Source organism: Paraburkholderia dipogonis (assembly GCF_042680985.1).
Lineage (GTDB): Bacteria > Pseudomonadota > Gammaproteobacteria > Burkholderiales > Burkholderiaceae > Paraburkholderia > Paraburkholderia phytofirmans.
In genome coordinates, this window is sequence record NZ_JBHUFR010000033.1 from 47,391 (window position 1) to 74,145 (window position 26,755).

The following is a 26,755-nucleotide window of genomic DNA, read 5'->3' on the forward strand; positions in this document are numbered from 1 at the left end:
TGAAGCCGAAAACGGCGAACCGGAGAAGGTCGAGGAAATCGCGCGGCTGGAGCGCGGTACGCTGCGTCCGGAGGACCTTGAATGAATCAGCAAGTCGTGTTTCTGTCGGATGGCGGCGACACCGTGCGTGATCTGCAGCACTATCTCAGCCCGGAATCCGAGCATCTGCTCGACTGGTTCCACATCACCATGCGCTTGACCGTCATGGGGCAGATGATCAAAGGGATGACGGCGGAACTGAAGGCCGGTGATAAATGTCCGGAAACTGCAACAGCGCTGGTCGATCTGGAGAAACATCTGGAAAGCGTCAAATGGAATCTCTGGCATGGCAATGTTCCGCACGCCCTGCAACGGATTGATGACCTGGACGACGATCTGCGGAAAACCTTCGTCCGCTGGTTTCCCGGAATGAGACCGGAAGAACCTGCGGCGCTAAAGGAGGCGGCATAGAAGTTTCAGCCCCCGGAATGACGCGCTCTCCTAATGCCGTGCAAGGCAGCTTGTGCACATTTACGTTACGCGTAACGAAATACTGCATTTATCGTTATGAATAACGTAAAATAGATGTGGCCAACCGCACCAGGATGGATCATGCCTTCACCGGCAAACGACAAGGTAACCGGCACCACGGAAAAGCGTGGCCGCGGCCGGCCACGGAAACCGGATGCGATGTCGAACGCCGAGCGTCAGGCAGCGTGGCGAGCCCGACATGGCGCGCGCACAAAATCCGTTACTGTAACGAAAAATATCCCTCCGCCTGCCGACGCCCATGATGCCCTGGTGCGGGAGTGCGAGCAGCTGCGTGGTGAACTGGCACAGGCGCGGCGCGAGCTTGAAACTGCGTCACGGGCGAAGCCGTCCGCCCGGGCTCCTTCCGATGCGGCGGCGGTCCTCGGGCGGCTTCCGCGTCAGGAAGACGCCGATTCTGGCGAGCGGCGTCTGAACCTGACGATGACTGGCACCCAGTTTTTCGCGCTGGAGCGGCTGGTCGCGCACTTCGGCCTGTCCCGGCGCGCGGTGATCGAGCGCCTGGTCGACTGGGCCGACGACACGTTTTCGAGGTCACTTTACGACGACGAAGCCGCATTTAATCGTTACATCGACCGTGACCGTAACGAAAAATAATCCCCCCACTGACTGTATCGGCACGAGCCAGTTCAAGATCCTGCAGGACCGGTTCCGCCAGTGGCGCATGACTGGCTACGTCCCTGAACGCATGATGTAACCGGTTTTGACAACACACAGGCACCTTGAATGGCGGCACCCCGCGAAGCATGGCCGGCGGGTTGGTTGATCACACGCCGTCGTCCGCTTGCCACCGCCACACGAGATGCTCGTCACGATCCCTTTGCCGCCGAGCGCCGCAATAACCGGGGGTCGGTCAACCACTCATCACGCGTTCCAACCACGACGAGCGCGAAGTCCGGATGATTGGGATTGAGCAAATAATTGGATTCCGCAGGAACAACCGCACTGGGAACAGCCAGCACGGCGCTGGTTCGCTTCCGCTCCCACGCCGATCCAAGTTGCTGCAGTTCGGCCCGCGCTGAAATGTCCCGCCAGTCGCGAGGCAAACTGGCGGGATCGATACGTTCGACGATTTTCTCCGGGATACTGGCCGGGATCATCACGTAGCGGGCGCGCTGCGGTGAATCCTGGACCAACATCTCGAGCAGCGCGAGCGATTGCGTCTGCGCCGTATACACCATCGCGACGCCTTTGGGGTTCCACCGGCCACCGTACAATCGCGCTCCTTCCCCAGAAAAAGCGGTATCCGCATATCGTTCAGTCACCACCCGCCATGCCGTGAACATCACGCAAACACGCCATGCTCGATGCGTCCCAGCGTATCCATCACGCTATCGGTGCCAATGTCGGTATCGACAAGACTCAGTGGCGTGGCGTCTCCGAGGGCAGCAACCGGCATCTTAAGCCAGGCGAGTGCCAGGTCGAGATCGTCAAACACCTCGGCCGCGCGCGCGGCGACACGCGCGAGTCGCAGCAGCTTGGCTGACTCTTCACGGCTCAACACCCCTTCCCGCTTGCGACGCGCCAAGGTCCGCTCCGGGATATCGAGCGCCTGCGCCAGTTCTGCTTGCGAAAGTCCGATGGATTTGAGCATCGCGTCCAGCGCCCGCGACGAAATGCCGTGGCGGACGACCTCCACCCATTCAAGGCCGGATCGGGGAGAACGCGGAAATACCGACCGGCCTCCCAGTAATGAATCGGCTGATACCTTCTCGATGACGTTCACGGTTTCACCTCCTGCCATTTGGCATCTATTTTATACCAAAATGGCAGAGACGGTAGTTGCTGCCAGGGCATCGCCGGTCCGGGCGGGACTCCTGGCTACTTTCAGCGAAAGTTCGCGCCAACCCCCCTTGGGGGGAGATCGACGACACTACCCACGCACCGCTCCGACGAGAAGGTGTGCTGGTCTGCTAGGAATACGGAGACCCTGGGGTATGGGAGCGAAGGAAGGCTGAGGCGAGCGATGCGCAACAGGGCTGCGGAGGCCCACCACAGCGTCTCACAGAGTCGCAAGTCGCAAGCAGCCGGTAACGGCCACGCGCAGCAGTCTGGACCTTTGCATCTACTTGCGTTGCACACGCACGGCTTTTCTAAGTTCGCCGGCAACAAAGGAGCCAATCGTATTGGCGATATCCGTCAAGGTCAGGATGTCGGCCTCTGTGACCTGAGCCGGTTTGAGCATTTGATCCGTTGAGCGTGCAAGTGCGGTTCGTGCGCCGGCCGATATAAGACCTTTTTTATTTGATTCCTTGACTGTATGAACCCAAGTTTCGCGCAGTCCCATTCCCCAAGGAGTCGACGATGACAGGCGAGATTGACCAGGCACCAGTGAACCGGTTCGAGGATGCGCTATCTATTCACGCGGCCGCAGTAACCCGAGCGGTGTGGCGCGGACGTTGGTGCGAGCGATCAATGCCTACCATCAGGAAAACGTGCGGCCGCGCGAGGACCCGGCACTGCGGCTGATCGTCCATCAGTTCGCGTTTCTCTGCGGGGTCTTCGAGATCGACAACAAGCTGGATGTCTACCGGAAGCTGAACGACAGGTGCAGAGTGAAGGACGCGGCCATAAAAGCCGCCCGCGCGGGAGCCGAAGAAAGCACGCCGAACGCCGTGTGAAGACAGGCGCTTCCGAAAAATAGTCCCAAAGAAATCAACGACTTTGAACTTTGAATCCGATCGGTCGAGCGCACGTTCCAGTCTTGCGCCCGCTTTTCTTACATTTCAATTACTCCGATTCGGCAGTTTCCAACCCGTGTCCGACTACCCCGCGCGAGGACTTGGAATCGCTGTGTGATTGGTCTCGCAACAAATACCTAAAGTAAACCTTCAAGTTTACGAGTTTACCGGCTATTATTCGCCGAAATCGCACGTCATCGAACTTTGATGATTTTCGCGGTTTTCGATGACAACACCAATTCGCAGGTACCTCATGGTTACTAAGGAACTACCGCCGCCTCGCAAGGCAATTGGTATCGACCAACTGATCGCCATTGCTGACCGGGCAGAGGCGACGCTCGCGCAGCTGCGCGACGACCTCCTTGAGCCTTGGCCCAGAAAGATGGCGCCCATGCTCACGGCGTCGCGCGTGGCCAAGCTTTGCAAGATCGAGCGAACCCAGATCCAGTACCTGTGTACACGAGGTAACAAGAAGGGAGAGTATCCCACGGGCACCCTTACCGGCAATGGACGCAATCGTGAGTTCACGCTCGCGGAAGCACAGCAGTTCATTCGTCTCGCGGCGCCGTACAAGCGCCGTCCGGAAGGGGCGCTCGGCCTCGCGATGGCCATCGGGAATTTCAAGGGCGGCGTTGGCAAAACGACCAGCGCTGTGGCAATCGCTCAGGGCCTGACCCTTCATGGTCACAAAGTCCTGCTGATCGACCTCGATCCGCAGGCTTCGTCGACAACGCTCATGGGCTACGTTCCGACGCCGGAAGTCACCGAAGAAATGACGGTGATGCCGCTCGTCTACGAGGAACAGCCGGACCTGAACTACGCCATCCTTCCGAGCTACTGGGACAACCTGGATTTCATCCCGGCTTGCCCTGCTCTGTTTGGCGCGGATTTCTACCTGCCGAACCGGCAGTCGAAGGATCCGAACTACCAGTTCTGGCAGGTTCTGGAACGGGCGATGGGTCCGATCCGAGAGAAGTACGACGTGATCGTGATCGATACACCGCCGAGCCTTGCGTACCTCGCCACTAGCTGTTTCATGTCGAGCGACGGCCTGATTGTTCCGCTGCCGCCCGAGACCCTTGACTACGCCTCGAGCGCGTCCTTTTTCCGGCAGTTCGCAGACCTGTTCAAAGCCTTGGCCGACGACCGCGACGTGCAGAAGGAATTTGCCTTTATCAGCATCTTCCTCTCGAAGGTGAAGCCGCGGGTTGACGCCACCGACGTCGTTCGGTCATGGATTCAGCAAACCTACCCGGAGTTGCTGGGTCGGGCAGAGATTCAGGATTCGGACGTAGTCAAGAACGCAGCAGCCGAGTTCAAGACAATCTACGACGTTCAGGCCTTGGGTCAGTACAGCCGCGCCATTGATTCGTTCGATGCCATGGTCGATGAGATCGAAGGGCATATTCAAGGTGCGTGGGCCGCGCAATTGCTGAAGGAGAAAGCGAATGTCGAGTAAGTTGAAGGAACGCTTGATGGCGCGCACGGCTGGGGTCGCCGACAGAGCAGAGTCTGCGGCTGCGGCGCGCCCTCCCGAGGCAGCGCCACGCGCTGCGACCATGCCGGCGCAATTGGGCGCCTTCCGCCTCGAAGCACGTGAGTATCAAGAAAGGATCCAGCAACTGCAAGCGGACCTGGTAGAGGCCAAGCGCAGTGGCAAGGGCTCGATGAAAGTGCTCTTGACCGACCTGCACGAAGTCCCGGGCCGGAGGCGCTACAAGTCGCCGGAGGCGTTCACCGAACTGCGCGAGAACCTCCGGCACAACAAGTTAGCCACGCCTGTTGGCATCCGGCCTCGCGTTGAAGGCGGCTTTGAAATCGTCTCGGGACACTGGCGCACGGATTCCTATCGGGAGCTGGGTCGGCTAGAAATCGACTGCGTGCTGGACGACGATTCGAGCGAGGACGAAGCGGCGCTCGCTGCGTTCTACGCGAATCTGTTGCAGTCAGACCTGACCGACTATGAGAAGTACCTCGGCTTCAAGGACATCCGCCAACGCTTCCCGGACATGACCCAGGCCAAGATGGCAGAGCAGGCCGGGGTGAACGAATCGGTGGTTTCCGCACTGATGGCGTTTGACGATCTCCCGGCTGAAGTTCTGGCCCTTCTGAACGAGAAGCCTGCCCTCATGGGCGCGACTTCTGGCTATGCGTTGGCGCGCTTGGTCAGAACCGGAAAGGCAGATCGGGTTGTACTCGCAGCCCAGCGGCTGGCGAACAAAGAGCTGGATGAAACACAGGCGGTGAAGTTCGCAAGCGCAGACCCCGCGAAGCAGAAGGCGACACCTGCGGCGACGTCTTTCAAGGTCAAGGCAGGGCGGGGCACGTACTGTGATGTGCGTCAGGCCAAGAATGTCGTGCGGCTGGAGTTCCAGTCGGCGGCTGAAGCTCAAGCGGTCCAGTCGGCGCTGAAGGAAGTTCTGGAGCAGCGCGCAGCGGCAGCCCAGGCGGAGCAGACAGAGGTTGTAGAAAAATAGTTGTTTAAAATCAATGACTTTGAACTTTGAATCTTTCGCGAAGGGCTTCAACTCGACGCGAAAAGGAATAACAAGATGAATTGATCACCAGACATAAAAGACAAAAGCCTCCAGTTGGCGCTGGAGGCTTTTGAATACGGGCTTGCTGTTCACTCGCCCGGCTGCACTTCCCGACTGCAAATCGGGTTGAGCGTTGACACCACGAAGTGTAGCCGATCGAATCAGACAGTCAAGCGTACTCCATCCATTTTCCAAGAAATGGACGCTGGATATGTCTATCGCGCAACAGTTCGTTGCTGGCGAGGTAGGGTTACGCCCGCACTTCCCCGAAACCGAAAACGTCGATGTTTCCCCTGCTCCTCAGGCAACCGTGGACAGCGACGAGTTCGCTCTGAGTTCCGATTCCGTCAACCTGCCGTGGGTCATCCTACGGGCCGTCCATCGCGCTTCCCGCCTCGATGGGATCCCTGCTCGAGCGCGCTCCGTGTTGGCTGCCCTTGCACGCACCGTTGACGCCTCGAGCCCGTACGGTCATATCTACGCTCGACGTGAGCTGCTGACCGAACGGTCGATGCAGTCGGAACGGACCTTCTACCGAAGCCTCGATGACCTAGAAATCGCCGGTCTGATCGCCCGGCCACCGCAACGCCGCTACGTGCAGGCGGGTCTCTTTGGTCGCGCCTATCTTCACCTGACCGAGCGTGCTGCAATCATTCTCGGGCTGGCAGCGGAGCCAATCCCGGCTGCTCAACCCGTCGAAGCAAAGGCTGATTCGGTGGATTCATCCAGCACCCATGCCGGAGCTCAGCAAGCCGGTACCGCCGCGGCTGAAGCATTTTCCCCTCGGTCTGCCAATCTGGCAGACGGTGGTATATATAAGAATCTTTTCCCTACCTCTTTGCAAAAGAGACAACCGGGGCAAGTGCCTGTGGACCTTCAGCGTCTACGGTCCCTGGGTTTTCGGGATTTCCTGATTTTCAAACTGATGCGCGAAGCACGTGAGCAGAGCAAGCGTCTGTCCGATGTTGTCGAAGCAACCTGGGAGCATCTCCAGAAAGCGAAGCGGCCCATCTGCTATCTGCGCGCCCTGCTGACCAGCACCGCCGATTTCTCATTCCAGATCCGCACCCGGCATGCAGAGCAAAACGCTGCGCGTGCTGCGGTGGAGGACCAAGAGGCCGCCGAGTCGCTGGTCCGCGAGGTCGCGGGTCTGTCCTTCGTCGACGCTACAGGTGAGCGCAAGCTCGTCGTCGATGCTGACGGACTGTCGCTATCGGTCTACAACGCGGAGGAGGGCGTCGCACGTCGCGAGGCGGGTCAATGGCAACTGCGATTCGCGAAGGCACTCCGGAACGGTCAGATCCGACCAGCACGGCCGGATGATCTCGAAGCATTTGCTCAAGCGCGCCGTCAGGCGACCTCGTCCGCTCTCCCGCATGTCGTCGACACTCCGCGCATCGCCACCGAGGCTGTCACGGACCATCTGGCCATTTTAAAAGGAGCGTTGCGGCGGTTCTCGCCGGCGCTGTCACGTGCGGTGTGAGTAGGGCACAAGCGAAAGGATTTAAGGCGGACAACGGCGAGCGCGATCCCTTAGCCTATAACAGAGACCGGACGAAAATATTGGGGTAATCGTGCGAAAACTGGCGGTTCGACGGAAAAAGTCATTGTCGATCGACGATTTGCGCATCCTTCGATTACCCAAAAGCCGGTTCGTCGCCGAGCCTTGCTGCGAGCCGCGGCGCACGCGAACACCGCCAGAATTCGCTCGGAAAGGACGACAACCCCGATGAGCCGGTCACCGCCATCGCGCCGGAAACAAACGTAGAAAGCGGCGCATGCGCGGTCGACGGCGGGTGAACATCACATTAGTTGAAATCTGGCAATAACTTTAGTTATGTGGGCGTTTCCGGCATCAACGTGCCGGTTTAGCGCCGGTAGGCTTGTCTGCATTGTGATTGCCAGACAGGCCCGCAGGGCGGCGGAATAGCAACTATCGTGGAGAGGTGGTCCGTGCTCACCGCACGTGACCACAAAGGGAGCAGAGGCGGGGCTGGCGGGCCAGCTGGCGGCCCGTCGCTGCTCCGCCACGAAGCGCGAAGCGGTTTGCGCGATAACTATCGGCGGGCCAGTTGCGTCGCCAGCGCGCGTTTCAGCGGTTCGTCGTCGACGTACTGGTTGAAGGTCCGCGTGTCGGCGTGCCCCATGTTGTCAAGCGCCGAGCGGGCGTCCAGGCCGTTTTTCATGCCTTCCGCGAGGCCCTTGGCGTAGGTGTGCCGCAGCCAGTGGGTCGACGCCTGCTCGAGGCGTGTGGCCTCCGTTGCCCGGCCCGACGCCCGGGCGTAGTGAGCTGCTTCGCGACAGAGACCGGTCACGAGGTGCCAGACCGCGGTGCGGCTGCGCAGGCCTTTCCACTGGCCCCACTTCGTGCGCCGCACCGACAGCACGAGCGGCAGGGTTTCGTCTGGCGTCGGCACAGGCGGCCGGCCGAAGGTGATCCGGTACGCCTGCAGCGACAGCGCGATCGCGTCGCACGGCACCCAGCGGGCCTTGCCGCCCTTGCCACGCTCGATGCGCAGCAGCCACTGGAACGGCGGGGCGCCGGGAAACTCGCGCCGCAGCACGTCCGGCACCGGCTCGATGCGCACGTGGCCCATCGCGCAATGGACCGCCTCGCTGGTGCGCACGCCGGTGTGCTCGAACAGGTCGACCAGAAACAGGTCGCGCGCCTTGGCGAGCCGTGCCTCGGTGGAAGGCTTGTCACGCGCGTGGATCGCCTCGCGCAGCAGCACGCAGTCGTCGACTGACAGGAAGCGCGACTGTTTTTCCGGGTCACTGCGGCCCACCGTCGGCAGACCTGCAGCGGGGTTCAGCTGCAGGTAGCCGACGTCGCGCAGCCAGTCGAACAGGCTCGTGACGATCTTCTGGGTCTGGCCGGCTGAGCGGTCTGACAATGGCCCGAGAAACGGCCGCCAGTCGTGCGAACCGCGCCGCACGCCGCGCGCGCGGACCGCCCATGGCGCCGGCGCCTGCAGGAAGCCGATGTACGCGGAAAACTCATCCAGCGTCCAGCCCGAGATCGGCACGCCCACCTGCCGCGCATACCAGAACAGCCGCTCGGCCTCGATCCGGTACTGCGCGAGGGTGGTTGCCGCGAGCCGCCCGCGGCCGGTCGCCTTGGCCTTGAGCCAGCGGCCCACAATGTCCTCGTCGGTCAGCCCGGGCGGCAGGATCGGGCTGTGCAGCCGGTTCGGCGGGTAGCCGTGTGCAACGTCAAGACCATCGCTGCTCCGATCGCTCGCGGAATTTACGATTTGAGCCATGCCAGCATGTCCTCGAACGTAAATGAGCACTCACGCTGCCCGAGGAATGGATCCGCATACCGTTGCAATGTCTCAGCGCTGACATCAGAGCGGATCTTGTTCTTTGCCGCTTGGCGGATCTCACGTAGCCGCCCTACATCGTTGAATCCGCCTAGTTGCCACTTCATGTTAGTCAATAGCGATTCGGCCCTTTCGGACCCGCCGCGCCCCATGCACGCTTGCGCCCAGTAACGGCCGACGGCAACAGCCAGAAGCTTTTCGGCGTGAAATGGTTTGCAGGAAGGGACCTTTGTCAGCGCATTGTCCAGATTGCCGGTCTCAAACAGCGTCGTATAAAAGGCTGGCAACTGGTCGGCGAGCGCCCCCTGGTCGATGAGCTCTTGCGTACCGAGGAGGAAATAGAAGGGTGCGTGACGGTGGAGCCGCAGCGGCGTGATGGCGTAGAGGCCTTGGCACACGCTCATTACAACGCCAAGGTTACCCGCGCAGGCGACGTTAATCGGACGCAGCATGCTTTCAAGCGCCGGCCAGCTGAACCTGTCTTTTGTGGCGCTGATTTCCAAACCGATCGCCTTGTCGCCGTGCGACTCGAAGTGCAGGATTGGCCGGAGGCCGTCGCGGCAACGCTGCCGGATTTCTTCGAGAGCGGTGCGCATTGCACCGGCGTCCGCTACCGGAATGCGTTCGATCAGCTGCTCGTGCCCGGCGTAGTCCCGCAGGTCGCGTAGCTGGTTGTAGACGGTCAGTCCCGTCTGGAGGTCCGTTTCCCGCAGGGCGTCGATCACGATGACCGCGTTGAAGACGAAGCGAGACTTGAAGTAAAAGGTACGGCCGACGGGAGTATCGATGGCAGGGGTGTCGTCCATATTGATATTGGTCGCTTTCTGAGGCGTTTTTTCAGGGCTGGGACGCCCGTCGGGCGGCAAAAGCACTATAGCAAACTGTTGGACATTATGGCGGTAATGTCCACTAGTGGAAAGGTGGATCATAAAAACGCTGGTAAAAATGATCCTCGCAATGCGAGAATCGCTCGGGGTCCGGCGCACGCACCGCGACGGCCGTCCACTTTCGAGGAGCGCAACGCGATGCAGCCCAACGAGTACTACAGCCTCATCGTCTCCAGCGAGGGCGGGCACTGGAATCAAGCGGAGGGCAGCACGCCGAAGGGCCGTTTCCATTTCTGCAGCGTCGAGCCGGTCATCGGGCGTTTCTCGCCGCTGAATGACACGGTCGAACTGAGCCTGAAGCAGTTCCCCGCGATCTTCGCGTGCGAGACCCGCAGCGATCCACCGACACCGGCGTATGTCGGCCGCATCACCAAGGTGGAGCATCGCACCGACACCTATTATCTGCACTTCGAGCGGGACTACAGCGTTGATCCGATTCCGCAAGAAAAACTGCTCGCGATGGCCGAGGCACTCGACATCCATAAGCCGCATCGCGGCCTCGGTGATCTGGACAGCACGCACTGGTCGGTCAAACAGGTGGACCTCTACCGTGTCCTCGTTCGCAACGGTTTAGTACGGCCGCCAGCTCAACCGACCACAGCGCTCGGTGAGGTTGCGACGGGCATCGACCATCCGCTTGCCGTCCAGCAGGAGAGGATCGTCCGACTGCCGGCGGGCGCCGTGTCGACCGCGGCGGGTGCTGCCGCGCTGCTCCAGCAGACCGCCCCGGCGGGTGCGCCGGGACCCGCGTCCGCCTGGCCCAGTGCTCCGGCGGTTGCCGCCCATCGGCCTCGCGTGTTCATCGTTCACGGCCACAACCGCGAGGCGAAATTCGAAGTGCAGGCGCTGCTGGGGCGACTTGGACTGGAAGGCGTGATCCTCGACGAACAGTCCGGCCGCGGTGAGACCATCATCGAAAAGTTCGAACGTGAAGCCGCTGACGTCGCGTTCGCTGTGGTGCTGCTCACGCCCGACGACCAGGGCGGAGTGGCCACCGCTACGCTGGACGCGCTCAAGCCGCGGGCCCGCCAGAACGTGATTCTCGAGCTTGGCTATTTCGCCGCGAAGCTGGGGCGCGGCCGCGTCTGTGCCCTTCGCCAGGGTGCCGTCGAAATCCCGTCCGACTACAACGGCGTGCAGTATCTCGACTACGACGCGGCCGGCGCGTGGAAGACCGCGATTGCCCGGGAACTGCGCGATGCCGGCCTGCGCGTCGACATGAACCGTCTCTGAGGCCCATCCATGGCGATCCGGTTTGCCTTCGTCGTGCGGTTGCTCCCGCTGGACACGGCCACCGGGAAGGAGATGCCGCGGTGAGGGTCCTGATCAACAGACTGGATGAGGGGAAAGAGGCATGACGGACTGGCTGGATTTTGCGGTGGTGATGCTGTCATCCGCAGGCGTGAGCGTCGCACTCACGGCCGCGCTGGTGTGGCTGCTGCGCAGCTGGATCGGCGAGCGCGTGCGCGGCGCGATCCAGGCCGAGTATGCGGAAAAGCTCGAGACCCTGAAGGTCCAGCTGCAGGCCGAGGCAGCCCTGAAGCTGGAAACCTATCGGGCGACCCTGAAAGGGCAGGGCGACGCCGAGCTCGAGAAGCTGCGCGCGTCGCTGGCGATCGCCGCGGCCGCGCGCAATGCCCAGTATGGTGGACTGGTCGAGCGCCGCTTCGAGGCGATTGCTGCGGTGCACGGGCTGCTGCTGCGTTTTCACCAGGCCGTGCATCAGTTGGTCCAGCCTAACCTGTTTGTACGCGGGCCGACCAACGAGGAAAGCTCCGAGGCCGTGTACCAGACGAGCATCGCATTCGAGAGCGCCTACCCTGACAAAAAGATTTTCCTGCCGAAATCACTGAGCGACCAGATTGACCACATTCGTCAGTCACTGGTAAGTAACGCGAATCTTTACCAGATGATGGTTGTTCCCAAGCAGGACTACGAGCGCCACCTTGAGGTCTATGTGAAGGTCAGCAACGAGTTGCCAAAGACGATCGCCGCTCTCGAGGCCGAGCTCCGCGCGCTGATGGGCGACGAACCGACCTCCGCACCGCCAGTCACGGGTGCGCCCCCTGTGCTTGCACCGGAGTAATCCGCCGTGGCCCGTCCGAAAATCGAATGGACCGATACCCAGCTGCGCGCCATCATGAGTGCGCTGGCTACACTCGACCGCGATTTCCCGCTCGACAACGACCGGTTTCTTGACGCGCTGATCGATGAGGTCCGCATGCTCACCGGCCGCCTGTACGGCGCCACGACCTACTCCAGGCTGCTGCGCGATGTGGCACCGCAGATCGGCGTCAGCCGGAACCCCAGTTCGCGGACCCTCCAGAAGGCGATCGGTCGCGCACAGTCGCTGGCGCCGACCCCCGCAGCCGGGATCGCCGAAGCAGGGCCGGTCGTCGACGTGCTCGCGTGGCGCCGGGCGCTCGAGCCGGTGGTCCGGGACGCGCTGGCGCCGATGCATGCGCTGCTCGCGCAGCAGCAGGTTAGGCAGTCCGCCCCGCGCCTGGATGACGATGGGGCAGGCGCGACGGGTGACGCCGCCGCGCAACGGCTGCGCCTGCAGCTCGCCGAAGCATCGCTGGCCGATGCGCACGCGCGCGTGAGCCGGCTCGAAGAAGAAAACGGTCATCTGCGGCGCGAAGCCGCGCAGGCCGAGGCCCGTGCGACGGTGTCCGAGACCCGTATCGCCGGGTTGCTGGAGGAACTGCACCGCACGATCGCCGCGTCGGCCGGCGGGGCAGGGGCGCTTGCGAAGGTGGCCGGGCAGCTGGCCGGCACCGAGCGGTTCCTGAAATCGCAGAACGACGCGGTCCGCCTGCAGGCCTCCGCGGAAGCGGACGCGTTACGCCGTCAGGTTACTCAGCTGCGCGAGCGCGTCGATCACCTGCTGCTCGACAACGATCAGTACCGTCGCACGCTATCGAGCCGGCAACCGGGCAATCGCTGAGGGCACGGAATACAGTGCGCGCTGGGGTATGGGTATCAGGCCGCATTTTTCCTGCCTCTCCCAGATATCTCAAATCGCCGCTCGTGAAAACTCCAGTTATCAGATGTGGCGATTTTCGTTTCGGGCGAAGAACGATGGTTTATCGATCGGGGTAAGACGCGGGGAAGGCGGGCAGACGCGCCCGCCGCTATGAGTTCGGGCCGCCTGGGATTTGCCTGGAAGGCAGGGGATGCGGTAGGGTGCGGGTTTCAATTCACTGAACGGGCAGTCCATGAACAAGCAGGACCTGATTGACGCGGTCGCGGCCAGCACGGGCGACACCAAGGCGGCCACCGGGGCCGCAATCGACGCGATCCTCGACGCGGTCACCCGCGCCGTGACCAGCGGCGACACGGTACAGCTGATCGGATTCGGGTCATTCTCGACGGGAGCGCGCGCGGCACGGGTGGGCCGCAACCCGTCGACGGGCGCCGAAATGCAGATCGCCGCCGCGAAAACCGTCAAGTTCACTGCCGGCAAGGCGTTCAAGGATGCAGTGAACGCGTAGTGACGCAGGCCGGCATCGCGCCGGCCGTTTGATGGCGAGGCGGGGAAGGGAAGACCGCAAACGCGAAGGGCCCGCTAGTGGCGGGCCCTTCGGAATGAGTGGGGGAACAGAAAATGCAGCGGGACACCGCCCAGACCCGCACCTCTGACCCCTGTAGTAATCATGCCGCCGGAAACCTGACGGACTTGTGTAGCACCTGCGAATGGGACGTACTATAGGCGGCCGAAGTTCCGCGGTCAACAAAAAACCGTTACAGAAAGTTGACCGGAAAACAGTGCATTGAAACGTAGCGCCCGAAATCACGTCGAAAAACGACGCACCCCAAACTGACGCGATGAAACACGATACCAGACTGGCCAATTTTCCGTTCACCCGTCAACAGCACGTATTCGTGACCGTCTGGTTCAACATGACGCACGCCTATTCGCTGGACTCGCACCGGGTTCGCGTGATGCACGCGCTGAACATCCTGGAAGAACTGATGCGGGTCACCGGCTATGCCCATGCCAAGGCCGAGGACCGCGCCATGATTGGCAGGGAGGCGATCGGCATCCTGAGCGTGGAAGCGGTGCTGCGGCGTGAGCGGTTCGCCGCCCCTACGAAGGTGATGCACGCGCTGCTTGAGAAGGTGTATGGCCAGCACGCCGAGAAGGGCGGGGCAGACAGGCTGGCAGCGCTGCTGGATTCGCATCTGCGCGAATACATTGCGTTACTGTCTGCGCACTATCTTGACGAGTTGTTCGCCGGCCTGCACGCGGCGCTACTGGACCCGGACGCGCGCGGCGAACCGGAGCAGTTCAACGAGATCCGCTCGATGTGTGGGGCGCTGCTCAGTTACCTGCTGGCCCGCGGCCAGAGCCTGGAGGGACTCTTCCAGCTGTACCGTCAGGTGCTGGTGCCGGTGAAGGCGTCGAACAAGCCATACGTATTTGCGCAGCGCTTTGATCTGCTGCGCCGGATCGTCACGTCGCCGATCACCTCGTGGCGAGCCTATTTTGCAGTCGACGGCATCACCGACGTTGCCGCCTTTCCTGACCACATCGGCGACATCCGCTTCGTCCGGCAGCTCCCCGGCGAGGTAGCCGGACTGCGCAACATGAATGAACGCCCGAGAAGGCTCTACGCCACAGGCGAGATCGAGGCCGTGGACATGCGGGCCGCCGGCCAGCTGCTGCATGAGCAGATCAACCGGGTGCTCGATCTCGTTCGCTTCGAGTACGACCACGCGAACATCAGCGTCGCGGATGACTTTGCCGCGTGCCGCTCCGGCGGCGGATACTGGCGTGTGCTGCCGATTCCGAAGGTGGTGCCGAATCCGCGCGCGGCCGTCAGCGGCGAGGAGCTGCACCGGTTCGCCGGCAATGTCAGCCGCCTTGTGACCGGCGAGCGGTTTTCGCAGGAGGGGCGTGACAGGGTACTGGCTGCCTTCCGCCTGTATCGGACGGGTGCTGATACTACCAACTTCGAGAACAAGCTCGTCAACTGGTGGACCGGGCTGGAACAGCTTGCTAAGGGCGCAGGAGGAACCAGCTCGATCGGCGGGGCGGTCGAGTCAAGTCTGACGCCCGTGCTGATGGGGGTCTCAATCGCCAATCACATCGGCGCCTATCGCGAGGTGTTGCTGGAGCAGTCGATCGAACTCGTCGATCCGGGCGACGGCCAGCCGATCGCGCTGAAAGAACTGGACCTCGCGCAGCTCTACACTGTCCTTGCTCAACCGGCGCATCGCCAGACGATCAACGCCCGGCTGCGGGACCTGCCGCTCACACAGATGCGCTTTGACCAGTTCATGGGTTTCCTCGCCTCGCCGACCGACATGAAGACATTTCTTGCGCGGGTCGAACAGGGGCTGCGCTGGCACCTGCAGCGGATCTGGCGGGCCCGCTGCGATATCGTGCACAGCGCCGGCCGCATGATCAACATCGCATTGTTATGTGCGAACCTTGAGGCGTACCTGAAGTCGGTGCTCACAGCACTGCTCGCCGCGTTCGGCCGCATTCCGACGCTCGCTAGCCCGACGGAATTTTTCATCCGGGCCGAGCACAGCTACGCGAGTGCACGCGATGCGCTGGGTCGCGGCGACGCCGGCGCGCTCAAGATGTTTCTGAAGGAACTGAAGCCGCAGTAAACGGCGCGTTCTAACCGATAGCTAACGAACGAGAGAGGCGGGAGGGGCCGCCGTCCCGCAACCAAAACCCCATAAGGCTTTGAGCCGATTTACGGGTAGCGCCAAGTATCAGAAGATCGTAGTTTTGGGCAACATGTGGGCAATTTCCACGAGTTTCCCGCCAGGAAGCCCCCGGACTGCAATCTTGGGGCTTTTTTGTTTCCATCCGTCAAGTCCACGATTTTTACGCGAAGAGGACCACACGCCTACCAACACCAGCGCCCTCAAAGCCCCTTCTGTTCCGTATAACAAGCTCGTTGCCGCCAACAGGCCCATCGCTGAAGTCATTCGAGTCTCGATCTGTTTAAGCGTCTTCCGCCCCCGAAAAAGAGAAATTGCGAGCACTTTGCTGCGAGCATCGTTTCGCCACGAGCGTGGTCTGCGCGCTGTACAATCCCGCCCCAGGCGGTCAATGATAAGCAGGTTGCGCCTACCGGCCGAGCCGACAATGAGAAGTGAAATTTTGCCCCGGGACTGACCAATCCGTGTCGACGGATGACGGAGAAAGCTCGCGGCAAGGCGGGCTTTTTCGCTTCCTAACTGGGTCGACTTGAAATTCCGAATTAACCTAGTTTTTGGACTTGTTGATGACTACAACCGAAAACCAGATCGAGCTAGAGCTGATCGCCAAGCTGCGCGAGCTCAAGTATGTCTACCGACCCGACATCCGCGACCGTGCTGCGCTGGAAGCAAATTTCCGCGCGAAGTTCCAGGAACTCAACCGAGTTGCGCTTACCGACGACGAGTTCCAGCGCCTCCTAGATGAAATCGTCAGTCCTGACGTTTTCACCGCGGCCCAGACCCTTCGTAATCGAAATGCATTCACGCGGAATGACGGCACGCCGCTGAACTACACACTGGTTAATACCGCCGATTGGTGCAAGAACACATTCGAAGTCGTCAGCCAACTGAGGATTAACACTGACTATAGCCACCATCGGTACGACGTTCTGTTGCTGATCAACGGCGTTCCTGTTGTGCAAGTCGAACTGAAGACTCTCGGCATCAATCCCCGTCGGGCAATCGAGCAAGTCGTTGAATATAAGAACGACCCCGGCAATGGGTATATGCGTACGCTGCTCTGCTTCGTACAGCTGTTCATCGTCAGCAATCGCGATTCCACGTATTACTTCGCCAACAACAACGAACGCCACTTCGCTTTCACCGCAGACGAGCTCTTTTTGCCGGTCTACCAGTATGCGGATTCGAACAACTTCAAGATCAATGGAATGGATCGCTTCGCGGACGCGTTCCTCGCCAAGTGCAGCCTTGGGCAGATGATCAGCCGCTACATGGTCCTCGTCGCCAGCGACCAACGACTGCTCATAATGCGGCCGTACCAGATTTACGCGGTCAAGAACATCGTCGAGTGTATCGAAAAGCACCTCGGCAACGGCTACGTGTGGCACACGACCGGTAGCGGTAAAACGCTCACTAGCTTCAAGGCCTCAACGCTCTTGAAGGCCGACCCAAATATAGAAAAGTGCCTTTTCGTTGTGGACCGTAAAGACCTTGACCGTCAGACTCGCGAGGAGTTCAACCGCTTCCAAGAAGGCTGCGTCGAAGAGAACACCAACACTGGCACACTCGTCCGTCGCCTGCTTTCAGACGAAGCTGCCGACAAGGTCATCGTGTGTACGATCCAAAAGCTCGGCCTTGCTCTTGACGAAAATAGCAGGCGCAACAGGGGACGGGAAAAGAAAGGACTGTCGACCTACACGGATCTTCTTGAGCCACTGCGTGGCAAGCGCATTGTTTTCATTTTCGACGAATGCCACCGCTCGCAGTTTGGCGAGAATCATCAGGCTATAAAAGATTTTTTCCCAAAGGCCCAACTTTTCGGATTTACCGGCACGCCAATCTTTGACGCCAATGCCAGTTACAAGCGCATCGAAGGCGACGTGCAGACACTGAAGACAACGCAAGATCTCTTTGAGAAGCCGCTACACGAGTACACGATTACGCACGCCATCGAAGATCGGAATGTCCTGCGCTTCCATATCGACTACTACAAGCCAGACGGCAAGAACGCCCCACAACCCGGCGAGACGCTCGCCAAGCTTGCCGTGGTCGATGCTATCCTCGCAAAGCACGACGCTGCCACGGGCGGCCGCAAGTTCAACGCTATCCTCGCCACCGCATCGATCAACGATGCGATCGAGTACTACGCCCTTTTCGAAAAGGTCCAAACCGAGAGGCAGAAGACTGACGCGCGTTTCGTCCCGCTCAGCATCGCTGCGGTCTTCTCCCCGCCGGCCGACGTGAGCGCCGACGTGAAGCAGATACAGGAAGATCTGCCACGAGAGCAGGAGGACAACAAGCACGACCCGGAAGCCAAAAAGCAGGCCCTCAACAAAATCATTATTGGCTACAACGACCGCTTCGGTACTAACCATCGCTTAGAGGAGTTCGATCTTTACTATCAGGATGTTCAGCAACGCATCAAGAATCAGCAATATTCGAACGCAGACCTGCGAAAAGCGGATCCAAAAGGGAAGCACGCGCACAAAGTAGACATCACCATTGTAGTCGATATGCTACTGACCGGCTTTGACAGCAAATTTCTCAACACGCTCTACGTTGACAAAAATCTCAAGCACCACGGGCTGATCCAGGCATTTAGCCGTACCAACCGCGTGCTGAACGACACCAAGCCCTACGGCCACATTTTCGACTTCCGGGGTCAGCAGGACGCCGTTGACGCCGCGATAGCGCTTTTTTCGGGTGCCAAAGCCGATAGCGCCCGCGAGATCTGGCTTGTCGAGAAGGCCCCGATAGTCATCGACAAGCTGCAGGTTGCCAGGCAAGAACTCGAGAGCTTCATGGAGTCGCAGGGCCTCGCTGTCAAGCCAGAGGAGATCGTCAATCTCAAGGGCGACAATGCCCGTGCTGCCTTCATTGAGCATTTCAAGAGAGTGCAGAAATTGCAGACGCAACTTGACCAGTACACCGATCTCACTGAAGAGCAGCAAGAGCAGATCCAAACAATCTTGCCGAAGGACGAGTTGAATGCATTCCGCGGCGTTTACCTTGAGACTGCGCAGCGACTCAAGAACCTGCAAGGCAAGCCCACGAGTGGGTCAAGCGAAATAGTCGAAAACTTGGACTTCGAGCTCGTTCTCTTCGCTTCGGCAACCATCGACTACGACTACATCATGAAGCTCATCGCGGAATTCTCCGCAAAGAAGCCGGGTAAAGCGACGATGAGCCGCGACGAGTTGATTGGGCTTATCGCGGCCGATTCTAAGTTCCTCGACGACCGCGATGATATTACCGAGTACGTCCGGAGTCTTGAGGCCGGCCAAGGTCTTGACGAGTCCGGCATACGTACGGGTTACCAAAGATTCAAGGACGAGAAAGCTGCTCACGAGCTCAGCGCGCTCTGCACGAAGCACGGCCTGCCTCCGACGTCGCTTCAAACTTTCGTCGACAGTATCCTCTCCCACAAGATTTTCGATGGGGAACAACTCACCGAACTGCTCGCGCCACTGGATCTTGGCTGGAAGGCGCGCACGCAGAAGGAACTTGCCCTCATGACCGATCTTGTTCCCCTGCTCAAAAAGCGCGCTGGCGGACGCGAAATTTCCGGGCTCAAGGCGTACGAGGAATAATTAATGGCCAAGAAAGTTAAATCAACGGCGACACCAGAGCTGAGGTTCCCGGAATTCCGCAAAGCGGAGGGTTGGCCAGAAAAGATGGCAGGCGATTTATTCTCGAACCGTTCCGAGCGTGGCGAGGATGGGCTTCCCATCTATTCTGTCACGATGGAAAACGGCATGGTGAAGCGATCATCGCTTGACCGTAAGGTTGATGACATCTCCGACCCGGAGCGCAACAAAAAGGTTCGCCGCAATGACATCGCATACAACATGATGCGGATGTGGCAGGGGGCGTTCGGTATCGCGGTCGAAGACTGCATGGTGAGTCCCGCGTATGTGGTGCTTAAGCCCAATGAAGGTGTGTTGTCAGATTTTTACGGTCGTCTTTTGAAGTTGCCTTACTCGTTGCGAATTCTTACATCGCACTCCCATGGGCTAACGAAGGACAGGCTACGCCTCTATTACAAAGATTTCGCGCAGATTTCTTTATTCCATCCTTCGTCTGCAGAGCAAAAGAAGATCGCTGACTGCCTAACATCGCTGGACGAGGTGATTACCGCACAACGACGCAAAGTGGACGCTTTGAAGGCCCATAAACGAGGGCTGCTTCACCGGCTCTTTCCTATCGAGGGCAAGCTCGTTCCGTCCGTCCGCTTTCCACCGTTTTGTGACGGGTCGGAGTGGACGATCGTTCCGCTTGGCCAATTGCTCGCAGGCAAGCCGGAATACGGCGCAAATGCGCCTGCCGCTCCGTACTCAACAAAACTGCCGACATATCTGCGAATCACGGATATCGACGACGACGGACGATTTATTTCCGCAGGCAAGGCGTCAGTGGACATCGACGCGACTGATGACCAATACCTGTGTGACGGAGACATCGCCTTAGCAAGGACGGGGGCGAGTGTAGGAAAGTCCTATCGATATCGGCCACGCGACGGGCGCTTAGTTTTTGCAGGCTTTTTGATCCGAATCAGGCCGGACAAAAGCAAAATTGTCCCTGCCTTTCTGTCCAGCTTCCTAACGACTCGGCGCTATTGGAACTGGGTCCGAGTCACGTCTTCACGTAGCGGACAGCCGGGGATCAATGGAAGCGAGTACGCTTCGTTGCCGATCCCGATCCCACCGCTAGGTCTTACGGAGAATAAGCTTGGTGAGCAGCAGCGCATCGCCGACTGTGTCTCCTCTCTCGACGACCAGATCGCCGCCGAAAGTGACAAGCTAGACGCTTTGAAGTCTCTTAAAAGCGGGCTAATGCATCGACTATTTCCGTCGCGGGAGGACGCTTAGCGTATGACTTCCGCGTCCTTTCTGAGCCTACAAGAATTGGCGATGCAGCTCCGGACTGAACTGCAAACAAAGAAGTTCGTGCTGCTCTACGCATACAATGGCACGGGCAAGACTCGCCTATCCGTTGCATTTAAGGAATTGGGCAAGAACGGTGACGACCGTGACACGCTTTACTTCAACGCCTTCACAGAAGATCTGTTTCAGTGGGACAACGATCTCAAGAACGACCGCGAACGTGTGCTGAAAATCAATAAAGATTCTCGATTTTTCGCCGGACTGGACGAGCTGGAGATGGACAACCGCATCCGTCCACTGCTTAATCGTTACGCCGACTTCGATTTTCGGATTGATACGACGGAATGGGAGGTGAGCTTTTCGCGGGAGATGAATAGCGGCGGTTCCACGACTATGGCGGAAGACATCAAGGTCTCCCGCGGCGAAGAGAACATTTTCATCCTGTGTTTCTTTCTCGCCATCGTGCAGCTCACCCTCGACGGCGCCGAAGCCTATAAATGGGTGAAGTACATTTACATAGACGACCCCGTCTCGTCGCTGGATGAAAACAATGTCATCGCGGTTGCGAATCATTTGGCCCAGCTGTTGACCCACTCAGAAAAAGGTGCGCGAGTGGTGGTGTCCACGCACCACGTGTTGTTCTTCAATGTGCTGTGCAATGAGATCAAGAACAAAGCGCGCCGCTACTTTCTGAAGAACGGAACGACTCTCGATAGTTATTCCCTTCTGGACACGAGCGCCAAACCGTTTCTTCACCATCTGGCGGCGCTCGTCGAGCTGCAGGAGGTGCAGGCGTCGGGCGCGCTATATACGCATCATTTCAACATGATGCGCCGGATAATGGAGCAGACTGCGGCCTTCTTTGGGTTGGAAGACTGGAAAGCGTGCCTTGCCGCTCCAGGCAACGATCCGGACTTGACTTTGCACAAACGGATAATTGACCTTATGAGTCATGGTGACTACTCGTTGTACGAGCCAAGGGAGATGATGCCAGAGAACAAGGCACACTTTCGAACGATCTTTCGCCAGTTCATCGCTGGCCACCCTTTTAGCCCGGCGCTCTTCTCGGGCGACATAAAGTAAGACTACATGACCGAACACGATCAAAAGCAACTGGGCAAGACCCTCTGGAACATCGCCGACCAACTGCGCGGGGCGATGAACGCGGATGATTTTCGCGACTACATGCTGTCTTTCCTGTTCCTGCGTTACCTCTCGCACAACTATGAAATGGCCGCCGCGAAGGAATTGGGACCGGATTATCCAAAGCTGGCGAGCGACGATGCGACACCTCCTTTGGCCGTATGGTACGAAAAAAACACGGACGACATTGACGATTTCGAAAGGCAAATGCGACGCAAGGTGCATTACGTCATTAAGCCCCCTTACCTCTGGAGTAGCATAGTCCGTCTCGCCCGGACGCAGAACGACGATCTCCTGAACACATTGCAAAAGGGGTTCAGGTACATCGAGGAAGAATCTTTCCAGAGTAATTTTCAGGGGCTGTTCTCGGAGATCAATCTCGCCTCCGACAAGCTAGGACGGAAGTACCCAGACCGCAACGCCAAACTTTGTTCAATTATCTCGGAAATCGCGCGCGGCATGTCGCTGTTCTCGACCGACACTGATACTCTCGGCGACGCATACGAATACCTGATCGGCCAGTTCGCTGCTGGTTCCGGGAAGAAGGCCGGGGAGTTTTACACCCCTCAGCAGATCTCGGGCATCCTATCGGCCATAGTCACGCTCGACAGTCAGGAACCAAAAACCGGAAAACGGAACAAGCTTGACAGCGTATTCGATCTAGCTTGTGGCTCTGGCTCGCTCCTTCTCAATGTTCGTCATCGCATGAAGGTGGCGGGCGGGACCATCGGCAAGATATTCGGCGTGGAAAAGAACATCACCACCTACAATCTGGCGCGGATGAACATGCTGCTTCACGGAGTGAAGGACACAGAATTCGAGATCTATCACGGCGACACGCTCACGAACGATTGGGACTTCCTCCGCGAAACGAACCCGGCGAAAAAGCCGAAGTTCGACGCGATCGTGGCTAATCCGCCGTTCAGCTATCGCTGGGAGCCCGGCGAGGCGATGAATGAGGATATGCGCTTCAAGAACCACGGTGTAGCGCCCAAGAGCGCTGCGGACTTCGCATTTCTCCTGCACGGGTTACATTACCTCAAGGAGGACGGCGTAATGGCTATCATCTTGCCCCACGGCGTACTTTTCCGCGGTGGTGTGGAAGAACGCATTCGCCGCAAGCTGCTGAACGACGGGCACATCGACACAGTGATCGGGCTACCGGAAAACCTGTTTTATTCGACGGGCATCCCGGTGTGTATCCTTGTTTTGAAGAAGTGCAAGAAACCGGATGACGTACTTTTCATAAATGCTGCCGACCATTTCGAGAGGGGCAAACGTCAGAACCAGTTGAGGCCCGAGCATATCGATAAGATCATCGACACCTATCAGCACCGCAAGCAAGAACCGCGCTATTCCAAACGGGTAAGCGTTGAAGAAATCGAGGGAAACGATTGCAACCTGAACATCTCGCGCTACGTTGATACAACCGTCGCCGAAGAAGAAGTCGATTTAAAGGCGGCGCATCGCCTGTTGATCAAAATCGAAAAAGATATAGCCAAGGCGAAGGAGAAGCACAATGCCTTCCTAAAGGAGCTGAAACTGCCCCTGCTGCCTTGACCAATGGCGATTCAAGCCTCGGATATGCATCACGGTGTTGTACGCATCGCGAAAGCAGGGTTACGAGTTCAAATCCGGCCGGCGCAAGGGCCTTCCGAGCTCGGGTACCGACACACCGCCTGCGTGTCCCCCTGTGCCGCTTACGCCGTTGCCGTCGCCCTCAATGTAGACCACCGTGCAGGAAGCAAACATCAGGACGAAACCGATCGAACAGCACGCCTGCGGCCGCCGTTGCTAACATACGTGCGGTACGCGGCATCATGGCGCTGTGTCGGGTTGAACAGGTCACTCGATATCGAGCGCGAACCCATCCTGCTGCGGTACATCTCGCAGCGCCTGTCGGAAGGACTTCCAAGCGTCCGCGTTCGAGCATGCGACTTCAACGACCGCTTCCAGAAAACAACCCCCGCTTGCGCCCTTAAGCGCGTAGTGGCCGCAAAAGGCGTAGCTTCGTGCGGTCTCAAGAACATCCCTCGGGTCATGGCCTTCGTTTCGCCGTAACGACCGCTGCGCAAGAAACAATGCGCCATTTACCCAGCGGCAACAGGGCCAAAAGCGAGCGACGCAACTCCATGCGTTCCAGTCGCGTCTGCCTTGCCGTGAGAATGCGCTCGACTTCCTCGACACGCGGACGCAAGTTGCTTCTTGCCGGCCACACCAGCGACTCAATTGGCGAACCAGCGAGTGCCCGTTATATATGGCCGATGGCGGATCGCGCTTTTAGTACGCAACCCGAAATGTTGGAGAGTCTTCCGGGCGGCTCCTGCGCCGGTCATAAATGCGTGTCGTGGCGATATTGGCGTGACCGAGCCATTCCTGGACCCTGGCGATATCCGCTTCGTGCTCCAATGCATTGGTCGCGGCCGTGGCCCGCAGACTGTGCACACCGAAACCCTGCACGTCGATGTGCACGGCTGCCGCGTACGCGAGCACGATCTTGTAGACGCCATCGGCCGTCAGGCTTGCGTGCGTCTTTCTGCGCGCCGGCTGGAAGAGGGGGGCGTCGGGTGATTTGCCATGTCCTGCGGCTTCAAGGTAAGCGTGAATACGCCCGGCGCTGCCTGCATGCAAGGGCAGATAGCGCAATTTGTTGCCCTTGCCGTGAACACGCAGATGGAGGACGCCGCGCCGGGCGTGGATGTCGCGAACCGTGAGCTTGCATAACTCTTCCCGGCGCAGGCCGTGATACAGCAGCACCGACAGCAGCGCGCGGTCGCGCTTGCCCTTAAGTGTCGCCGGATCCGGGGCGTCGAGTAGCGCACGGGCCTGATGATCACCGAGCGCCGGCGTCCTGCCTTCATTACTGTCGACCTTCGGGCGCTTTGCGCCCCTGACCGGATTGAAGTCGACCGCGTTCTTTTCACACAGGTACTCGAACAGCGACGAGAGCGCCGCGAGCTTGCGCCGGATCGTCGCGCCGGACAGCGCGCGCGCCTCGAGCACCTTGCGCCACGCGAGCACATGCGCGCGAGTGACGAGGCGGAACTCGTCCGGCTGCCGAATCTCCGCGAAATCCATGAAGTCCCGCAGGTCGGTCTGGTACGCGCGCCGGGTGCGCGGGTTATCGAGATTGGCGAACCACACGGCTTCGGCCGGCACCGCCGCGAGCTGGTGGAATCCGGCGGCCGTCAGCGGCCGGTCCAGGGTCCCGGCGAGGTTGCGGGGTGTTGCAGGAAGATCCGGCACGGCCCTCTCCTTCGTCCGGCTCACAGGATGCGCAGGTTGCGGATCCGGCCGATGCGCGGCGAGCGCTCGCGGATCAGGTCGGTGAGGAACTCGGGCAGCAGCGCGCGCGGCACGCTGGCCGGCACGTCGGTAATCACCTGCTCCGGCACCTGGGCGATGAAGTCGTCCGGCGCGCTCGCCAGGCTGTGCTCGTAACTCACGCGATAGTCCACCGTGTTTTCTCCTGCCACTGATCAGCCGTTCAGGCCCGGAACGGGGCCCGCCTGGCGGCCAGGTTACTCTTGATAACAGATTTTATCAAGAGTAATGCCCGACGCTCGGGGGCACCGCCAGGTAAGCAGTCAATCGGCGGGCGGGCCGTCAGGATCCGGACCTTTTCGTACGCGAGGGCCAGGGGCGTTCCGAAGGTCGCTGATCGACCCACAACTGCCGGTCGCGCTGTCTGGGGTTCAACGGCGGTTAACTGAGTGGTCCGGTCATCCACTCCCGCTTTCCGAAGGCAGCGGTTCGGCCTTAGCTGTCACTGAGGCGGGCTGGGTTCTACGTCGGCAATGTGGCGTATTGCCGACGGTGGCGGCAGCGGGCAGCCGAACGTCAGCTTCCTACATCAGCGAACCCACCCTCCCTTGCGGTCATTCGGTTCACATCGACAGCAACGTCCCTTGCCTTGCGCCGAGCGTGCGTTTCATGGCGACGCGAGCAGCCGACGAACCGACCTGTAAACCGATCGGGTGGCGGACGTGCTTGCGCTCGCCCACGGCCTTCGCCCTGTCGGACGATATACTTGCAGGCGCATCCGCGGTCGCGTCCGGGAGCAATGGATTGGACAGCAGCGAAACGCAGCGCCGCAAACAGCCAGAACGCGTCAAACAAACCCGAAGACGCAGGAGGCAGCACAGCATGATCACGCTCAATGGCGAAAAGGAACTCACCCGGATACATGACTGGGCCGACATCTTGGCGCGCCCGGGCTTCGATGGGCAGTTGGATCCGAACGCGCACGAGCTCGAAGCGATCATTGGCAGTTATGCCTTGCGAGACAAAATCCCGTGCGGCCTGTCGAATTGCCGCACCCCCCACGGCCGCGGCTACCTTGTTGCGACCAAAGACGGGCGCACAACCAACATTGGGAAGGATTGCGGTCGCGTGTATTTCGGGGTTGATTTCGAAACGATGCTGAGCCAGTTCACGCGCGATATCGCTGCGAAGGAACATCGCGAGAGGCTTTGGAGTTTCTCGTTTCGCTTGGACGAAATCAACGCTGCGGTCGCGAGCCTGCGCAAAGGCGACGCGGGCGCGCCGGGCGCTGATTGGGTGCACAAAAAATCGCGCGCATTGCTCGTGCTTAATTCAGGCTACCCAGCCCCGATTGTGCGTCGGGTTGTTCAACTGCTTCGGACAGGCAGCGATGAGGTGATGGGGGTTCGCGAAGCGAACCGAGAGGAGATCGCACGCGAAGAAGCGATGTCTGGCCGCACGGTGAAACGGCCGCATTACGTTGAGGCGGTGGTCGGTCGCGTTGTGCATCTGGACGCTCTCCGCTCCGAGAACGATCTGCGTGAAATCTTGATCGTGGATTTGGAAACGAATCTCAAAGCGTTCGCCGACCTGGACATCGACAACTTGTCGCCCTCGCAGTTGAGTTATTGGTCCAAGTGGTCCAGCGGCGTCGAGCTCTCTTTGGAGCGCGCTGGCGAGTCGATCCGAATGGGGCGCGCATTGCTCACGTCAGAGAATCTCGCTCCGTTGGCGACGCTGGTCTCGGAGCCTGCCGAGGTCGCTCAATTTAAGGCTTACCTTGCGGGCTTGGGTGCGCCCTAACGGACCATTTGAAAGCGCGCGACC

24 protein-coding genes and 1 pseudogene are annotated in these 26,755 nt (G+C 59.7%); 16 read left to right on the forward strand and 9 right to left on the reverse strand.

Going from position 1 to position 26,755, the window contains the following annotated elements; translation table 11 throughout:
• Window positions 1-81: 81 nt before the first annotated feature.
• Together ACFSNN_RS34875 and ACFSNN_RS34880 are read left to right on the forward strand one after the other, a co-directional pair.
• Window positions 82-378 (forward strand): annotated as a pseudogene (locus ACFSNN_RS34875) (ISKra4 family transposase); the annotation flags it as partial.
• Window positions 379-591: 213 nt separating this feature from the next.
• Window positions 592-1,125, forward strand: coding sequence for a hypothetical protein (locus tag ACFSNN_RS34880; protein WP_134465772.1), 534 nt, complete (start codon window positions 592-594; stop codon window positions 1,123-1,125).
• A 212-nt stretch (window positions 1,126-1,337) separates the two neighbouring features.
• On the opposite strand, the gene ACFSNN_RS34885 is transcribed toward ACFSNN_RS34880, so the two are convergent.
• The 3 genes from ACFSNN_RS34885 to ACFSNN_RS34895 form a co-directional block, all read right to left on the reverse strand.
• A complete protein-coding gene (locus tag ACFSNN_RS34885) occupies window positions 1,338-1,814 on the reverse strand; it encodes an RES family NAD+ phosphorylase (RefSeq protein ID WP_134465811.1) in 477 nt (158 codons plus the stop codon).
• Window positions 1,814-2,254, reverse strand: coding sequence for a type II RES/Xre toxin-antitoxin system antitoxin (gene parS, locus ACFSNN_RS34890; RefSeq protein WP_201141640.1), 441 nt, complete (start codon window positions 2,252-2,254; stop codon window positions 1,814-1,816). The genes ACFSNN_RS34885 and parS overlap by 1 nt, the downstream gene beginning before the upstream one ends.
• Window positions 2,255-2,593: 339 nt before the next feature.
• On the reverse strand, window positions 2,594-2,815 hold the full coding sequence (locus ACFSNN_RS34895) for a hypothetical protein (protein ID WP_134465774.1): 222 nt from the start codon (window positions 2,813-2,815) through the stop codon (window positions 2,594-2,596).
• Between the two features lie 115 nt (window positions 2,816-2,930).
• On the opposite strand from ACFSNN_RS34895, the gene ACFSNN_RS34900 reads away from it, so the two are divergent.
• From ACFSNN_RS34900 to ACFSNN_RS34915, 4 genes are all read left to right on the forward strand, one after another.
• Window positions 2,931-3,149: a hypothetical protein gene (locus ACFSNN_RS34900; RefSeq protein WP_134465775.1), complete on the forward strand. Its 219-nt coding sequence runs from the start codon at window positions 2,931-2,933 to the stop codon at window positions 3,147-3,149.
• 313 nt (window positions 3,150-3,462) lie between these two features.
• Complete coding sequence (locus tag ACFSNN_RS34905) at window positions 3,463-4,668, forward strand: ParA family protein (RefSeq protein ID WP_134465776.1); 1,206 nt, start codon at window positions 3,463-3,465, stop codon at window positions 4,666-4,668.
• Window positions 4,658-5,686, forward strand: a complete 1,029-nt coding sequence (locus ACFSNN_RS34910; RefSeq protein WP_134465777.1) for a ParB/RepB/Spo0J family partition protein — start codon at window positions 4,658-4,660, stop codon at window positions 5,684-5,686. Before ACFSNN_RS34905 ends, ACFSNN_RS34910 begins: the two co-directional genes overlap by 11 nt.
• 271 nt (window positions 5,687-5,957) lie before the next feature.
• Window positions 5,958-7,229, forward strand: coding sequence for a Cdc6/Cdc18 family protein (locus tag ACFSNN_RS34915; RefSeq protein ID WP_134465778.1), 1,272 nt, complete (start codon window positions 5,958-5,960; stop codon window positions 7,227-7,229).
• A gap of 574 nt (window positions 7,230-7,803) precedes the next feature.
• On the opposite strand, the gene ACFSNN_RS34920 is transcribed toward ACFSNN_RS34915, so the two are convergent.
• Window positions 7,804-9,009, reverse strand: coding sequence for a tyrosine-type recombinase/integrase (locus ACFSNN_RS34920; protein ID WP_134465779.1), 1,206 nt, complete (start codon window positions 9,007-9,009; stop codon window positions 7,804-7,806).
• Window positions 8,994-9,998 carry a hypothetical protein gene (locus ACFSNN_RS34925; RefSeq protein WP_134465780.1) on the reverse strand — a complete coding sequence of 335 codons (1,005 nt, stop codon included), beginning with the start codon at window positions 9,996-9,998 and terminating at the stop codon, window positions 8,994-8,996. The genes ACFSNN_RS34920 and ACFSNN_RS34925 overlap by 16 nt, the downstream gene beginning before the upstream one ends.
• A 96-nt stretch (window positions 9,999-10,094) precedes the next feature.
• On the opposite strand from ACFSNN_RS34925, the gene ACFSNN_RS34930 reads away from it, so the two are divergent.
• The 5 genes from ACFSNN_RS34930 to ACFSNN_RS34950 all read left to right on the forward strand — a co-directional run bounded on the left by ACFSNN_RS34930 (window position 10,095) and on the right by ACFSNN_RS34950 (window position 15,578).
• Entirely contained in the window at window positions 10,095-11,189 is a 1,095-nt protein-coding gene (locus ACFSNN_RS34930; RefSeq protein WP_244323173.1) for a TIR domain-containing protein, read from the forward strand.
• A gap of 121 nt (window positions 11,190-11,310) precedes the next feature.
• Window positions 11,311-12,042: a hypothetical protein gene (locus ACFSNN_RS34935; RefSeq protein WP_134465781.1), complete on the forward strand. Its 732-nt coding sequence runs from the start codon at window positions 11,311-11,313 to the stop codon at window positions 12,040-12,042.
• Between the two features lie 6 nt (window positions 12,043-12,048).
• The gene (locus ACFSNN_RS34940; RefSeq protein ID WP_134465782.1) at window positions 12,049-12,903 is read left to right on the forward strand and encodes a hypothetical protein; all 855 of its coding nucleotides are present in this window, start codon (window positions 12,049-12,051) and stop codon (window positions 12,901-12,903) included.
• Between the two features lie 271 nt (window positions 12,904-13,174).
• A complete protein-coding gene (locus ACFSNN_RS34945) occupies window positions 13,175-13,450 on the forward strand; it encodes an HU family DNA-binding protein (protein WP_134465783.1) in 276 nt (91 codons plus the stop codon).
• A 334-nt stretch (window positions 13,451-13,784) separates the two neighbouring features.
• A complete protein-coding gene (locus ACFSNN_RS34950; protein WP_134465784.1) occupies window positions 13,785-15,578 on the forward strand; it encodes a hypothetical protein in 1,794 nt (597 codons plus the stop codon).
• 108 nt (window positions 15,579-15,686) lie between these two features.
• On the opposite strand, the gene ACFSNN_RS34955 is transcribed toward ACFSNN_RS34950, so the two are convergent.
• On the reverse strand, window positions 15,687-15,905 hold the full coding sequence (locus ACFSNN_RS34955) for a hypothetical protein (protein ID WP_134465785.1): 219 nt from the start codon (window positions 15,903-15,905) through the stop codon (window positions 15,687-15,689).
• A gap of 299 nt (window positions 15,906-16,204) precedes the next feature.
• Between ACFSNN_RS34955 and ACFSNN_RS34960 the strand changes: the two genes are divergently transcribed.
• The 4 genes from ACFSNN_RS34960 to ACFSNN_RS34975 are packed head-to-tail and all read left to right on the forward strand — an operon-like array spanning window position 16,205 to window position 23,224.
• On the forward strand, window positions 16,205-19,228 hold the full coding sequence (locus ACFSNN_RS34960; protein ID WP_134465786.1) for a type I restriction endonuclease subunit R: 3,024 nt from the start codon (window positions 16,205-16,207) through the stop codon (window positions 19,226-19,228).
• 3 nt (window positions 19,229-19,231) lie between these two features.
• Window positions 19,232-20,506, forward strand: a complete 1,275-nt coding sequence (locus tag ACFSNN_RS34965) for a restriction endonuclease subunit S (protein WP_134465787.1) — start codon at window positions 19,232-19,234, stop codon at window positions 20,504-20,506.
• A gap of 3 nt (window positions 20,507-20,509) precedes the next feature.
• Entirely contained in the window at window positions 20,510-21,604 is a 1,095-nt protein-coding gene (locus tag ACFSNN_RS34970; protein WP_134465788.1) for an AAA family ATPase, read from the forward strand.
• A gap of 6 nt (window positions 21,605-21,610) precedes the next feature.
• The gene (locus ACFSNN_RS34975) at window positions 21,611-23,224 is read left to right on the forward strand and encodes a type I restriction-modification system subunit M (RefSeq protein ID WP_134465789.1); all 1,614 of its coding nucleotides are present in this window, start codon (window positions 21,611-21,613) and stop codon (window positions 23,222-23,224) included.
• A gap of 285 nt (window positions 23,225-23,509) precedes the next feature.
• On the opposite strand, the gene ACFSNN_RS34980 is transcribed toward ACFSNN_RS34975, so the two are convergent.
• The 3 genes from ACFSNN_RS34980 to ACFSNN_RS34990 form a co-directional block, all read right to left on the reverse strand.
• A complete protein-coding gene (locus tag ACFSNN_RS34980) occupies window positions 23,510-23,746 on the reverse strand; it encodes a phage tail assembly chaperone (protein ID WP_166799428.1) in 237 nt (78 codons plus the stop codon).
• A gap of 198 nt (window positions 23,747-23,944) precedes the next feature.
• Complete coding sequence (locus tag ACFSNN_RS34985; protein ID WP_244323174.1) at window positions 23,945-24,910, reverse strand: tyrosine-type recombinase/integrase; 966 nt, start codon at window positions 24,908-24,910, stop codon at window positions 23,945-23,947.
• Window positions 24,911-24,930: 20 nt separating this feature from the next.
• Complete coding sequence (locus tag ACFSNN_RS34990; RefSeq protein WP_134465791.1) at window positions 24,931-25,122, reverse strand: hypothetical protein; 192 nt, start codon at window positions 25,120-25,122, stop codon at window positions 24,931-24,933.
• 688 nt (window positions 25,123-25,810) lie between these two features.
• Between ACFSNN_RS34990 and ACFSNN_RS34995 the strand changes: the two genes are divergently transcribed.
• A complete protein-coding gene (locus ACFSNN_RS34995; protein WP_134465792.1) occupies window positions 25,811-26,731 on the forward strand; it encodes a hypothetical protein in 921 nt (306 codons plus the stop codon).
• Window positions 26,732-26,755: the final 24 nt, after the last annotated feature.